Below are 14,950 nucleotides of genomic sequence, written 5' to 3'. Positions count from 1 at the left end.
AAGGTTAGTCTTCGGTTTCTATGCCGGAGCGGTTCATCAAAAATTGTGACAGCATAGGTACAGGTCTGCCGGTTGAGCCCTTGTTTTTACCACTTACCCAAGCTGTGCCTGCAACATCCATATGCGCCCAGTTATATTTGCGGGTAAAACGAGATAAGAAACAAGCTGCTGTAATGGTGCCAGCGGGTCGGCCACCAATATTTGCCATATCGGCAAAAGGGCTTTCAATTTGTTCTTGATACTCGTCCCATAAAGGTAGGCGCCAAGCCTTGTCACCACTTTGCTCTGAGGCATTAATTAACTCATGGGCTAGCGGGTTATGATTACTCATAACGCCAGTAGCATGTTTGCCTAATGCAATTACGCAAGCACCAGTGAGAGTCGCTACGTCTACTACTAATTCTGGATCAAAACGTTCTACATAAGTTAACGCATCACATAACACCAAACGGCCTTCTGCATCAGTATTGAGCACTTCTACTGTTTGGCCTGACATGGTAGTTAATATGTCGCCAGGCCGATAGGCATTAGCGTCTGGCATGTTTTCGCAGCCAGCCAATACACCTACAATGTTAATCGGTAGGTTCAATTCACAAACGGTATGCATGGCGCCTAATACGCCGGCCGCACCGCCCATGTCGTACTTCATTTCATCCATACCATCGCTTGGTTTGATTGAAATTCCGCCAGAGTCAAAAGTTAAACCTTTACCCACTAACACTATTGGCGCTTGACCAGCTGGCCCACCTTTGTGTTCCATTATGGTCATAATAGATTCATTCACTGAACCTCGACCAACCGCTAGGTATGAATGCATACCTAACTCGTCCATTTGTTTTTCGTTAACTGAGCTTACGCTTAAGTTCGGGTAAACTTCGGCAAATTGTTCAGCTTGTTGTAGCAAATACAATGGATTACAAATATTAGGCGGCATATTGGCTACATCTTTGGCTGTTTTACACCCCTCAGATACTGCTAATCCATGAGCTAATGCACGCTCACCTGCAGGTAACTCGCGACGAGTAGGCACATTAAATACAATTTTACGTAAAGGACGGCGTAATTCGCCTTTTTTGGTTTTAAGCTGCAAAAATGTATATAAAGAATCTTGGGTGGCTTCAACAGCTTGACGGACTTTCCAGTAGGTATCTCGGCCCTTAACATGCAATTCAGTTAAAAAGCTTACCGCTTCCATTGAGCCAGTTTCATTTAAGGTTTTGATAGTTTTAGAAATAATTTGTTTATATTGTCGCTCGTCTAATTCTCTTTCTTTACCACAACCCACTAGCAATACTCGTTCGCTAAGAATGTTAGGCACATGATGTAGGAGTAACATTTGCCCTGCTTGCCCTTCCAAATCACCTCTTCTTAGCAGATTACTAATGTACCCTTCACTAATTATATCTAGTTGTTCTGCCACTGAGGTCAACCGTCTTGGTTCAAACACACCTACTACAATACAGGCACTGCGTTGTTTTTCTGGGCTGCCACTCTTAACGCTAAATTCCACTATCATTCCTCGGTAGTAAACGATCAAAAATTAACTGTAAACTTAATTTTAAAAATAACATTCAAAAGCAACTTTTTTAATTTATTCAAATGTCATGATTGGGTTATACAGTGATTATATTGTAAGATTAACTTTAGCCGGACTTAATCTAAAATCATTAAAGGTTTTAGCGCCTATTTTCGGGCTATTATTAAATTAAACTTGTGAAAACGTTAAGTTTACTTAAAATTTCCCATAGTGCCACTAAAAATACTACTTTTCCTATGGATACATTGTGCTTATTTTCCGCTATTTAGTTGTTGAAACGCTTAAGTCTCAAGTCGCAGTTTTTATGCTACTAATGGCTATTTTTATTACTCAAAAGTTTGTACGTGTTTTGGCGGAAGCCTCAAACGGTGAAATTCCGGCAGGATTAGTCTTGGGCTTTTTAGCTTTAAGTACACCTGTGTTGGCATCTTTAGTTTTACCCTTAAGTTTATTCTTAGGCATTATGTTGGCTCACGGGCGATTGTATGTAGATAGTGAAATGGCAGTGATGCGGGCCTGTGGGATTAGTGAATGGTATATCACCAGAGTCATGATGGTATTGGCGGTTAGTATGTCTGTAGTTACAGCATTATTAACGCTATGGTTGGCGCCTCTTGCGGTTGAAAGTGAATATCAGTTAGAAGATGAGTTAGGTGCAAAAAGCGGTTTAACTAGTTTAATCGCTGGTCGTTTCCAACAAACCGCTAACCAAGAAGCTGTGATGTTCGTGCATGATATCGATAATGGTGAGCAGGGCCTTAGAAAAGTGTTTTTGGCCCAACGTGGTGAAGGCGAAACTGATCATAATGTTCGAATAGTATATGCAGCAACCGGTGGGGTGATCGCCAGTCCAGATGGGGCTGAAAAATTAGTGCTTAACCAAGGTAAACAGTACGAAGGAAAGTTAGGCCAGCAAGATTATAGTGTTGTAGAGTTTGATGAATATCAAATTCAGATAGCAGAACAACAAACACAAAAACAACGTCGAAAACTTACCGCTTATGCGACCCAGGATTTAATTAATGATCCATCTATCGAAGCTATTTCTGAGTTACATTGGCGAATTGCTATTCCTTTATCTTTACCTTTTTTAGTTTTGATTGCTGTACCACTAAGTGCTGCAGACCCAAGGCAAGGACGATTTGGTAAGATGTTTCCAGCCCTGATGTTGTACTTAGGGTATTTTTTATTGTTAATGGCAGGACGTAAAGCCCTTGAAGATGGCAATATTCCGCCACAACTTGGCTTATGGTGGGTACATGCTGTGCTGTTTTTTATAGGCAGTGTTTTGATCCTCAAAGGCAGGCCTTTAGGTGTCAAATTAAGAGCTAGAATTAAAGGTGATGTACGTGTTTAAAATTCTCGATATTTATATTGCACGTACATTATTGGCCACTACCGCTATGAGTTTGAGTGTATTAGTTGGACTCAGTGGGCTGATTAAATTCATTGAACAAATGAAACAGGTGGGCCGTGGTAGTTATGATATGACCACAGCTGGCATATACGTAATGTTAAGTCTGCCGCGAGAAATTGAACAGTTTTTTCCAATGGCCACATTAATTGGTGGGTTAGTAGGAATGGGGATTTTGGCCAGTAATAGTGAATTGGTTGTGATGCAATCTGCTGGGCAAAGTCGTTGGAATATTATTTTATCTGCTATGAAATCTGCATTACTCATGGTGTTATTTGTGATGTCCATTGGCGAGTGGGTTGCGCCTGTGACTGAAACTAAAGCAAAAGAAATACGTACTCAAGCTATCTCAGGCGGAAGCTTATTTGCCGCCGATAAACTCACTTGGGCGAAGGACGGGGATAATTTTGTCAGTATAGGTGAAGTGGTCGACCGATATACCTTACGAGATATCAATGTGTATGAATTCGATGAGAACTTAGTATTAAGGCAAATTACTAACGCGGCACAGGCTAGGTATTCAGAGAATGGTTGGGCACTCACTAAGGTTCAATATACCTTTATGGGTAACCAACAAATTCGTTATGAGCAACTAGACGAAGGTGTGTGGCAATCTACTTTAACCCCAGACAAGTTAGGTGTGGTTAAAGTAAAACCAGAAGCCTTGTCGATTCGAGGCTTGTCTGAGTATGTTAACTACCGTAAAAATAATAGTTTAGATCCTAGTCGTTATGAACTGGCATTATGGCGTAAGGTATTTCAGCCCTTATCAGTAGGCGTGATGTTATTGATGGCGTTGTCGTTCATCTTTGGCCCATTACGCAGTGTAACTATGGGCGCTAGAATTATTTTAGGAGTACTCACTGGCTTTGGTTTTTTTGTCAGTAATGAAGTGTTTGGCTCAGTGAGTTTGGTTTATCAACTGCCGCCTTTACTAGGCGCTGTGTTACCAAGTGCTGTTTTTGCCTTACTATCTATCTATTTGTTGCAGAAAAAAGGTTAACTCCCTAGGCTCACTGAAATAGTATAAGTATGACGTGTTTAATCTTGCAGATCTTTCCATGCCGCGTGATGATTTTCTTCTTTACTCAGTACTAAAATTTCTGTGTGACTAACTCTATCCTGTAAAGCAAGTTTTGACTTCCAGTCAATAAGCACTAATAAAGTGCCTAGGCCACCAAGAGAAAAAATCAAACGTAATAAAGCACGACCATAACCAAAAGGTTTATCATTGGTACTGAACATACGTAAACGCCATGCACGCATGCCTATTGTTTGTCCGCCATTGCGCCAAAACCATAAGAAAAAACCCATCACCCAAGCACTAACCCAAAATTGTAAAGAGAACTGAAATAATTTGGATTCTTGTAGTACGTCACTCACGTGTTCAATTCCGTTTTTATCCAGAACCCCATTTTCATATAACAAGGTAAAGAATACAGTGATGACAATAGCCGCGCACATACCTATAGCAACTGCTACCAAAAGATCATAAATAATCGCAGCCAGACGCCGGAAAAAGTGAGCTCTTACGAAATTGTGAGGTGTTTTGTTCAATCGAAAATACTTCAAAAATTAAAAAATCATTCTAACAGTAAATCTACCTAGTGGCAGAGCTTTAATGTTAAAACTTATCCCTGTAATTATTTAAAATTTCTTTTAAAACTTCTAAATTGGTAAGTATAAGTTAAGCATCTAAAAATGAGCTTTCAAACCATATTTGGCTGGCCTTCGTTAACAATTACCGCCTAAATTAGCTAGTGCAATACTAGCTATTAACACGGAGTTAACAAGTGTATTATTTTTAATTTTGTTATTTGGTAATACCAAATCCAAATAATTGGTTGACACTTGGGTTGGTATTGGTTACTTTTGTAACACGAACTCGATTGGTTATTATCTAATTGCGCCCAGCGGAATGTCTTTGGTTACCAGTTGTAGGCTTATTTTATTTATCTAGTAAAGATTCAACGGAGAACGTTATGACTATGAAAGGCAAAGTAGCTATTGTTGCTGGCGGCGGCAGAGATATAGGCCGAGCAAGTGCGATTGAGCTGGCAAGTAAAGGTGCTAATGTAGTAATTACCTATCACTCAAGTGCAGAAACTGCAGAAAGTGCAGTTAAAGAAATTGAAGCTCTTGGCGGTAAAGCGATTGCACTTAAAGCGGATTTAACCTCAGTTACCGATGTTAAGAAAACGGTTGATGCAACACTTGAAGCATTTGGTAAAATTGATGTATTAGTGCATGTGTCTGGCGGTTTACTAGCACGTGTAACTATTGATGAAATGTCAACTGAGCATTGGGATAACGTGATGGACGTTAACCTTAAATCTTTGTTTATGATGTGTAATGCAGTTATCCCTCATTTATCAGCCGGTAGCGCAATTGTTACTTTCTCTTCGCAAGCTGCTCGTGATGGTGGAGGCCCTGGGTCTGTCGCTTACGCTGCATCTAAAGGTGCGGTAACCAGCTTCACTCGTGGTTTAGCTAAAGAATTAGGTCCTAAAGGTATTCGTGTTAATTCTTTATGTCCAGGCATGATCAGTACTGGTTTCCACGATACTTTCACTAAAGATGCGGTACGTACAGCGGTTGCTGGTATGACAGCGCTTAAGCGGGAAGGAACCTCAGAAGAAGTGGCTAAGTTAGTTGGATTTTTAGCTAGCGACGACGCTTCTTACATGACAGGTAATAACGTTGATATCAATGCTGGATTAGTTTTCTCTTAGAGACTGGCGGTAAAAAAAATTAATAATAAAAGTAGACAAATATTAACTACTGTACCCTACAAAAAAGGCCCTTATGGGCCTTTTTACAGTTTAATGTTAAGTATTCAAAACTATTGGTGTAACGCAAATCATTATAAGTAACGAGCTGGCTAAATACCGAGGTGATTAAGAAACGAGATGACTAAGGGAGTACAAGTCTCTGGTTTGACTAGTTTGCCTGCGTACTTCTTCCAGCGCTTTAGCCTCACTAGCTTCAAACAATGCATTGATTAAGCGATTAAAGTGATGGTGCATGGCTGCTCTAGCAGCTTGCGAATCTCGGCTTTCAAGAGCTTTATATATATCCATATGCTCTTCAGTGCGTTTCTCATCACTTTGACTACATACACCTTTATAAGCCACTTTCACTGACGGGCTTGAATCTCTTAATTTCCAGAACTCAGATACAGCCATTAGAATAGCGTTGTTTCTAGTTGCGGTAGAAATAATTAAGTGAAACTCTTTGTCTGCAGCGTCAGGATTTATACCCTTTTCCATTTCAACTAAAGTTTGTTTAAGGCGAGCGAGCTCTTCTTCAGAAATGGTGGTGGCAGCTAATGCTGCAGCTTCCCCCTCAACTAACGCTCTAGCTTGGGTGAGTTCGAAAGCACTAATCACATGTTCTGTATTTTGTTTTTTATGCTCCAATACATAAACGCCAGAGCCGGTTTTAACCTCGACTCGCTCTAATACTTCTAGAGCTATGATAGCTTCGCGAATAGTTGGCCGGCTTACTTCAAAACTTTCAGCAAGCTCTCGTTCAGGTGGAAGACGACTCCCCGGTGGGTACTGGCCCGAGTCGATTAACTTCTCTATTCTTTCGACGATGCTCCAAAATAGTCGACGATTTTTCATCTTCTTACCTCTTAAAAATACATACCTATACGACAAAAATTAGTTTGAATGGGTAAATTCTTAACAATAGATAATTACGCAATGTGCTTGTTATACCATGAAATTATTTAAAACCATATTGGTAATATTTTAGTTGAAAATATTGGTAAATCCAATTTGTTTAATATTGGTAATAATATAAATGTAAAATTGGTTAATAATTATTTGACAAAATGTTCTAGTATTGGTTACATTGGTCTTGTCTATACTAAAAACGTCAAACGAGAAAACACATGACCAAACTTAATAAGATTAGCCAAGCATTTATTGCTAATAGTAAAAGCAGCGTTTTAGCTAAAAGCATTTGTGCAACCGCACTACTCTCATTAATCGCTTTGCCTGCTGTTTCTCAAGAAACGCCTGAAACACCGATTGCGGGGGATGATACTGAAGTCATTCAGGTAAAAGGTATTCGTGGAACTATCCAAGATTCTATCGCTATCAAAAAATTGTCTACTAGTATTGTTGATGGAATAACGGCTGACGATATTGGTGAGTTACCGGCTTTGTCTATTGGTGAAGCGTTAGAAACCCTGACGGGTGCATCGTCGCACCGTGAACAAGGTGGCGCGACAGAAATTTCGATCCGTGGTTTAGGCCCGTTTTTAGGTAGTACAGTATTTAATGGACGTGAGGCGGCTAACGGCAGTGGCGACCGCTCAGTAAACTTTTCTCAATTCCCTTCAGAGCTTTTTAATAAAATTGAAATATACAAAACTCAAGAAGCTAGCCTGATTGAAGGTGGTGTATCAGGTCAGATTTCGTTAGGTACATTAAAACCTCTTGATTACGGAAAACGTCGTTTCCAAGTCCAAGCTAAAGGCAACTGGAATCCAGCTGAAAGTGATATCGACAATAGCGCTCGCGATTTTGGTACACGTTTTACCGCCAGTTATGTTGACCAATTTGAAACTGAAAATTTTGGTGAAATTGGTTTTTCTATCGGTGGACAATTAAGAAAAAATACCAACCCAGAACAAGAAGCTAGAACCACAAGTGGTTGGAGGGATTGTCGTGTCGATCCAAGTTCGATTAGTGGTGTTTATGACGATGGTGGCGATTGTGACAATGGTGGTATCGACAACCTAGTTGATCCGGTAACAGGTGTCTCCCCAGATGCTGGTGTGCCATATGTGTTTGTGCCTAGTTCTTATTCTTATCGTCAAAATATCAGTGATGATTCACGAGATTCAATTTTTGGTGCCGTGCAATGGCGTCCTAACGAATCTTTTGAAATGAACTTTGACGCTGAATTCGCTGAACGCTTGTTTTCTGAAAAACGCAACGATTTAGTGTTTGCCAGTAGCAGAAGGCTGGACGACCCAACTGTTAATCGCGAAGGACAGTTACCAGTTGATCTAGTCATTACCGATCAAGGCTCATTAGTTTCTGGTACTTACAGGCAAAGAATAGAAACGCTAAGTACTTATTTAGAGCGTTTAGAGGAATATAAAGGTGGCGGTGTTTCATTTGAATACAATGTAAATGATTTATTAACCATTACTGGTGACTTATCTGTATCAGAAACTGAACGCCGTGAAGGTTTGTATCACACTCGCCTACAATCTGAGCCAAATGATATTTTAGGTAACCCTGTGCCAGGTGCTGCAGATGGCGGGTATATTAATACTGCGGTTGAAATTGGCCAAAATGGTTCTTTAATACCTATTATGACAGTGCGTAATTTTGACGTAAGCAATCCAAATAACTTTGCAGATGCTGCACGTACTCGTGTTGACCAAAATCAGTTCCGTAATAACAAGATTACAGCCTTTAGAACTGATTTTGAATATTTGACTGATAGCGATGTGATTAGTCGGGTAAAAGGTGGGGTGCGTTTCTCTAAGTTAGAGTTTGATAGCAACCCTAGAACCCGAGATGAATTTACCAATGATGATGATTCTATCATGTATGACGCGATTGCTAGATGTCAGGACAGCTCTTTCCCTGAAAGTGGATTTTTATCATCTGTAACAGGTGGTCAAAATTTAATTACTAATCTTGATTCTGACGGTAACGTGATTGCTCAAGGAACGGGTAATGCCTACGCTTCTTTTGATCCATTATGTTTAGCCACTGCGGTTATTGGTGGTGAGCCTGTGATTCCTGAGCCTCGTGCAGGTGTATCAAACGTAGATGTTGAAGAAAAAACCACAGCGGCTTATATCCAAGCTGATTACGATACTGAAGTGGGTGATTACGGTTTACGTGGTAATTTTGGTGTGCGTTATGTGAACACTGATGTGACTTCTCGTAGTTTTAGAGGGCCTTTAATTACAGTACTAAATTCAGAAGGTGCAATTAGTAATATTGTTGAAGATCCGACAGCTGAGTTATTTGAAGTGTCTGGTGGCAGTAGTTACACAGAATTATTACCTAGCTTAAACGTAGTGTTAGATATTGACGATGAATTTTTGGTTAGGGGCGCAGTTTATAGAGCACTTTCTAGACCCGCTCCTTCTGATATGGGCTTTGGACGCACATTTAGTGGATTGTCTGATGACAGTGAAGATCCAGCAACAATTGAAGCTGCTATAGGTACAGCCACTGCAAATGGTAATCCAAATATTCAACCATTCACATCTTGGAATGCTGATGTAGCCGTAGAGTGGTATCCAAATGACGATACTTTATTGGCAGTAGGTGCTTATTATAAAAGTTTTGCCGGTGGATTTGAAAACACCTCAACCACAGAAACCTTTATTGTCGATGGTCAAGAATTAGACACTATTGTGACTGTTCAACAAACCACTAAAGATAAAACTTCTATTTATGGTGTAGAAATGACCGCAACTCATGCGTTTAATTACCTCCCCAGTTTTTGGAAAAACTTTGGGGTGAAATTGAGCTATAACTGGGCTGATTCTGATTTTGAAGTTGAAGACGCTAACTTTGGTGCCTCTTCTATCATTGATAGCGGTACCGGAGAGTCGATTGAAAGAATTGGTTTGGTTGCGCCGGCTGAAATATTTGGTTTCTCTGATACGGTAATATCGGGGCAATTCTACTATCAAGAAGGCGATTTTAACGCGCAGTTGATTTACAAATATAGAAGTGAATATTTCCAACAGTATATTTCAACTCCAGGAAACTTACGTTATGTAGATGAAACAGGTGTAGTTGAAGCCCGTGTTAGTTACAAACTTAATAAAAACCTTAAATTATCAGTTGAAGCTATTAACCTATTTGATGAACCCAAAAAGCAGTTTATTCCAACCCGTGAAAACTTTGGTGAAATCAACGTATATGGACCTCGTATTTATGCAGGGTTTGTATACAAACTTTAATAGGTCGTGCTAACCATGTTTATTGTGGCTAGTTAACTTATTGAAAACTAAATTGAGCTCTCTATGACCGCACTTGTAGAGAGCTCTCCTATCTTTGTACTACAACCTATTGGTTGATATAGAGGACCCCATGAGATTTTTTTCAAATATACACGGCGTTAAATTTTTTAGTTTTGTTTTTATATTTTTATTAGCCAGTTGTTCTGGTATCAATTCAAATTCAGAGCCTAATTCAGATTCTGCGGCTAAAGAACATTTAGTGTCTACTCAAGAAGAATACCAACAAGCTTTAAAAAAACTATCCGCAGGCGACACGATCGTCTTGGCTGATGGCAATTGGAAAAATTTTGAAATTGTATTTACAGGAAAGGGCTCAAAAGATGCGCCTATCACCTTAAGAGCGCAAACTCCAAGTAAAGTCATATTATCGGGGCAATCAAACTTACGCTTAGCCGGTGAATATTTAGTGGTATCTGGCTTAGTATTTAAAGATGGGTATACACCTACCGGTGAAGTGATTTCATTTCGTCGTAACAAAGATGACTTGGCCTATCACAGTCGTGTGACTCAAGTCGTTATCGATAATTTCAGTAACCCAGAAAAATTCGAACAAGACAAATGGGTAGTAATGTACGGTAAACATAACCGTTTCGACCACAGTAATTTGGTAGGCAAAAAGAATGCAGGCGTGACTATGGCCGTGCGTTTAAATACTGAAGAAAGCCAACAAAATTACCATAGAATCGATAATAATTATTTTGGCCCACGCCCGGTATTAGGATCAAATGGCGGCGAAACCTTACGAATTGGTACTAGTCATTATTCTTTAACCGATTCTTTTACCACAATTGAAAATAACTATTTTGATCGTTGTAATGGTGAAGTAGAAATTATTTCGAATAAATCTGGCAAAAACAAAATCCTCAACAATGTATTTTTTGAATCTCGCGGCACCCTAACTTTGCGTCACGGTAACGGTAATTTAGTCGAAGGTAACGTATTTTTCGGAAATGGGGTTGACCACACAGGTGGTATTCGAGTGATCAATAAAGACCAAATTATTCGTAATAACTATATGGAAGGCTTAACGGGTTACAGATTTGGTAGTGGTTTTACTGTGATGAATGGTGTGCCAAACTCTAAAATTAACCGTTATCACCAAGTAGATAATGCACTAATTGAAAACAACACTATTGTAGATGTTGACCATATTCACTTTGCTGCTGGTAGTGATGCTGAAAGAAGTGCTACGCCAGTCAATAGTAAGTTTCAAAATAACTTAGTGATTAATAAAAATAATATTGATGGTGTATCAATTTTCGATGATATCAGTGGTATAGAATTTACTAATAATATTGTTACTGACCAAACAAAACCTAAAATAGCAAACGGGTTTGTACCTACCCAAGTGACATTGAAACGTGCTGAAAATGGACTTTTATATCCTACCGATTCAGAATTAAAAAACAGTGGAGCTTCAACAGATTTAACCTTAGTTAAAAAATCAGAAGTGGGGGCTAGTTATTATCCTAAAGCTGAACCCGATGTAGCATTTGATTCTGGTAAAACTATCAATGTTAAGCCAGCAGAAAATGCGCTGTTTGATGCTATTAATGACGCGCAATCAGGTGATACCTTGTTGCTAGCCGATGGAACTTATGATGTGGGTAAGATCATTAAACTGACAAAAACCATAACCATTAAAGCAAAAAATAAAGGGAAAACACTTCTATTACCTAATCGTTCAACTTTTGTGGATATTAACGATTACGGGAATTTAAAACTGGTTGACTTAATAATTGATGCTAAACAAGCACCAGACTCAGCCGGCAATACCTTAATTCGTACTTCCAGACTACCTATGCAGCGTAATTACCGCTTAGAAATTCAAAATAGTGAAATTAAAAACTTAAATAAAAATCACTCATTCCATTTGTTTGACGCGGGTTATAGAAGTTTTGCTGATTATATCAATATTTCAGATAGTCAAATTAGTGATGTCACCGGTGATATTTTACGTTTGAACAAAGAAACCGATGATCTAGGTATTTATAACGCAGAATATATTCGTTTGTCTGGTAACACCTTTACCAACATTGAAGGCGCTGTCGCTAAGGTTTATCGCGGTGGTACAGATGAAAGTACCTTTGGTCCTCATTTTTTAGTTAAGGATAATAGGCTAGATAACGTGGGTAAAGGTAAGCGAAATAAGGACCAGTCTTCTGTTAAGTTACATGGCGTACAAGTGACAGATTTATCCACTAACCAATTTATTAATTCAGCACCTGTGACTATTGAACACACGGTTGGTGAACCTGTGACTAAACTTATTGATAATGTATTCGATAAAACTGCTGCTCCTAGCATTGTTGAATTGAGGGTTGAAGGTCCGCACACGGCCCATCTGTCTAATAATAAAGTGCTTTAATCTAGCACTGTAACTGTTTTGAGCAGGCCGACCATGCCATTTTTTAGAGTTGGTCCTCTGTTGTTGTGGTTAGTCTGCTCAATTTATTTAGAAATTTGTTACCGGCGAAAAACAACAAGATAGGTAATAAATCTCCATAAAAAAGGTCAATCGCTCCTGGTAATAAAGCTAGGTCAACAAGAGTATTAAAATATGAAAATGAAAAATTTACGTTGGTGGGTTATTGCTTTAATCGCCTTAGCCACGGTAATTAACTACATTGACCGTCAAGCACTTAGTGTTTTATGGCCTTATATGGGAAGTGAAATTTACCCTGATAAAAGTGCCGACGAACTAAAGCAAGTTTTGGGAACTGTCAGTGTTGTATTTTTATTCTCTTATGCAATAGGTCAGGCTGTCTTTGGTAAAATATTTGACTGGATCGGCACCCGTATAGGTTTTGTGTTATCCATAGGTGTTTGGTCTTTGGCAACCGCATTACATGCATTTGCTCAAGGTGTTTTAACTTTTAGTATTTTTCGAGCGCTTTTAGGTATATCAGAAGCTGGTAACTGGCCTGGTGCGGCAAAAGCTAATGCTGAATGGTTTCCAAGTAAAGAGCGGGCTTTAGCCCAAGGTATCTTTAATTCAGGTGCAGCAATAGGTGGAATTATTTCAGTGCCATTAATTGCCTATTTAGCACTATTCTTCAGTTGGAAAATTATATTTGTGTTGATAGGTTTAGTAGGGCTTTTATGGTTAATTCCATGGTTAGTGTTAGTTAAAGCTCCTCCTGGCAGTCATCCTTGGATAACTGATGAAGAGCGCGAATATATTTTGTCAGGCCAAAAAATTTCCACTAATGATGAAGGTGGCGCTGCAGTAGAAGAATATGTGCCAAGTTATGGCGAAATGTTACGACGTAAAGAAAGTTGGGGTGTGATTATAGCTACTGCTGCAATTGACCCAATTTGGTGGTTATTTATTGTTTGGATACCGACCTATCTAGTAGAAGTTTACAATATGGACGTTAAGGGTCTCGCGATTATTGGTTGGGTTCCGTATGTAGGTGCAATGTTCGGCGCTTGGTTTGGAGGTTTGTTATCTCAAAACCGAATTAAAGCCGGTTGGAGCGTTAATAAAACCCGCAAAACTGTTATCGTGCTGGGTTGTCTAATAATGCTACCTGCATTGTTATTATTATCTAACCCTGGTAGTGCTAACACAGCGGTTCTTATTATGGCTGCAATTCTATTTGGTTTCCAAACATCAATTGGCAGTATCCAAACATTACCAAGTGACATGTTAGGTAAAGGTAGTGTTGGCTCATTATCAGGTTTCGCAGGTATGGCTGCTAAGTTCTCAGCAGCAGGTTTAACTGCAACGGTTCCATTTTTGACTGCCGGAGCAAATTACCAAAATGTATTCATTCTTGGTGCGTCGTTGGCCGCTATTGTGATGCTGAGTATATTATTCCTTTGCCCTAAAGTAGAGCCATTAAAAAGCAATAAGTAGCTTATTGTTACCCAAGTGCATAGGGCTAAAGAATTAATTTTTATACAAGGTTGATCATGCAAAAAGTAGTACTGTTCGGCGAGTGTATGCTTGAATTAAAACAAACTGACGCAAGCTCTATGCGTCACGCATTTGCTGGCGACGCGTTGAATTCAGCTGTGTATTTAAAACGTCAATTTCCACAATTTGATGTGAGTTTTATGAGTGCATTAGGTGATGACAGTATTAGTCACCAGATGTTAGAGGTTTTTGCCCAAGAGGGTTTAGATAACCGTTTTGTTTATGCAGACCAATCCAAAGCGCCTGGTATTTACTTGGTACAAACAGATGAACATGGTGAACGTTCTTTTGTTTACTGGCGAGAAAACTCAGCAGCCAGAGAAGTGATGCAGTTTGTTGATCAAAGTGTAATTGAACAACTGTCCTCAGTAGACTTGTTTTTCTTCTCTGGTATAAGTTTAGCTGTGATCAAACCAGAACACAGAGCAATCTTTTGGGACATGGTAAAACAACTTAAACTAGCTGGTGCGAAGATAGTATTTGACCCTAACTACCGTGCGAGGTTATGGCGAGATGAAGATGAAGCCAAAGTACAATTTGAACAAGCTTTTGTTTTATCTGATTTATTATTGCCAGGCATAGAAGACTTTGAACAGTTATATCAAATCAATACGGTTGAGCTGATATTGGACTTTTGTAAACCTTATCAAAATGTTGAAGTTGTGATTAAGAACGGCCCTGAAAGTGTATTTATTGCCAAAGGTGAACAAGTCCAAGAAGTGGCTATACAACCAGCTAAAACAGTAGTTGATACCACCTCTGCGGGCGATTCGTTTAATGGAGTTTATTTGGGCGCACGTATGAGCGAAGAAACCCCACAACGAGCCGTTGAGCTAGCTTCAGCCGCAGCCTCTTGCGTAATTCAACACCTAGGAGCCATTGCGCCGGCTAAGGCATTTAAAGAGTTTATGCGAACTCGCTTTGGCTAAGACAAAGTAAATTGTCAGTTTGGTGAAAATTTCATCAAACTGACATTTAGTCGTCACAAAAAACTTGCAAGCCAAGCCGTGATCGCTATAATGCCTGCCTCTCGAAGATACCTTGATTAAATCTTCGATGTAAAAT

10 protein-coding genes are annotated in these 14,950 nt (G+C 39.4%); 7 read left to right on the top strand and 3 right to left on the bottom strand.

Features of this window, described 5'->3' with window-relative positions:
- Positions 1 to 4 precede the first annotated feature (4 nt).
- Positions 5 to 1,510, bottom strand: a complete 1,506-nt coding sequence (pepA, locus tag L0668_RS11525) for a leucyl aminopeptidase (protein ID WP_235312723.1) — start codon at positions 1,508 to 1,510, stop codon at positions 5 to 7.
- A 274-nt stretch (positions 1,511 to 1,784) separates the two neighbouring features.
- Between pepA and lptF the strand changes: the two genes are divergently transcribed.
- A complete protein-coding gene (lptF, locus tag L0668_RS11520; RefSeq protein ID WP_235312722.1) occupies positions 1,785 to 2,894 on the top strand; it encodes an LPS export ABC transporter permease LptF in 1,110 nt (369 codons plus the stop codon).
- Complete coding sequence (gene lptG, locus L0668_RS11515; protein WP_235312721.1) at positions 2,887 to 3,954, top strand: LPS export ABC transporter permease LptG; 1,068 nt, start codon at positions 2,887 to 2,889, stop codon at positions 3,952 to 3,954. The genes lptF and lptG overlap by 8 nt, the downstream gene beginning before the upstream one ends.
- Before the next feature lie 38 nt (positions 3,955 to 3,992).
- Here lptG and L0668_RS11510 read toward each other — a convergent pair whose 3' ends face one another.
- Positions 3,993 to 4,508, bottom strand: coding sequence for an RDD family protein (locus L0668_RS11510; protein WP_235312720.1), 516 nt, complete (start codon positions 4,506 to 4,508; stop codon positions 3,993 to 3,995).
- 425 nt (positions 4,509 to 4,933) lie between these two features.
- Here L0668_RS11510 and L0668_RS11505 point away from each other — a divergent pair, with 425 nt between their 5' ends.
- Positions 4,934 to 5,683: an SDR family NAD(P)-dependent oxidoreductase gene (locus L0668_RS11505; protein ID WP_235312719.1), complete on the top strand. Its 750-nt coding sequence runs from the start codon at positions 4,934 to 4,936 to the stop codon at positions 5,681 to 5,683.
- Between the two features lie 165 nt (positions 5,684 to 5,848).
- Here the strand turns inward: L0668_RS11505 and L0668_RS11500 are convergent, their stop codons facing one another.
- Entirely contained in the window at positions 5,849 to 6,577 is a 729-nt protein-coding gene (locus L0668_RS11500; protein ID WP_235312718.1) for a FadR/GntR family transcriptional regulator, read from the bottom strand.
- Positions 6,578 to 6,849: 272 nt separating this feature from the next.
- Here L0668_RS11500 and L0668_RS11495 point away from each other — a divergent pair, with 272 nt between their 5' ends.
- The 4 genes from L0668_RS11495 to L0668_RS11480 all read left to right on the top strand — a co-directional run bounded on the left by L0668_RS11495 (position 6,850) and on the right by L0668_RS11480 (position 14,814).
- Complete coding sequence (locus L0668_RS11495; RefSeq protein WP_235312717.1) at positions 6,850 to 9,903, top strand: TonB-dependent receptor; 3,054 nt, start codon at positions 6,850 to 6,852, stop codon at positions 9,901 to 9,903.
- A 130-nt stretch (positions 9,904 to 10,033) separates the two neighbouring features.
- Positions 10,034 to 12,331 (top strand): chondroitinase-B domain-containing protein, encoded by a 2,298-nt coding sequence (locus L0668_RS11490; protein WP_235312716.1) that lies wholly within the window; start codon positions 10,034 to 10,036, stop codon positions 12,329 to 12,331.
- Positions 12,332 to 12,523: 192 nt separating this feature from the next.
- Positions 12,524 to 13,825, top strand: a complete 1,302-nt coding sequence (locus tag L0668_RS11485; RefSeq protein ID WP_235312714.1) for an MFS transporter — start codon at positions 12,524 to 12,526, stop codon at positions 13,823 to 13,825.
- Positions 13,826 to 13,881: 56 nt separating this feature from the next.
- Positions 13,882 to 14,814 carry a sugar kinase gene (locus L0668_RS11480; protein WP_235312712.1) on the top strand — a complete coding sequence of 311 codons (933 nt, stop codon included), beginning with the start codon at positions 13,882 to 13,884 and terminating at the stop codon, positions 14,812 to 14,814.
- Positions 14,815 to 14,950: the final 136 nt, after the last annotated feature.

This window comes from Paraglaciecola algarum (assembly GCF_021532655.1).
In the GTDB taxonomy this organism is placed as follows: Bacteria; Pseudomonadota; Gammaproteobacteria; order Enterobacterales; family Alteromonadaceae; genus Paraglaciecola; species Paraglaciecola algarum.
The sequence above is the reverse complement of the archived record's forward strand: the minus strand, read 5'-3'. Positions and strand labels throughout refer to the sequence as shown.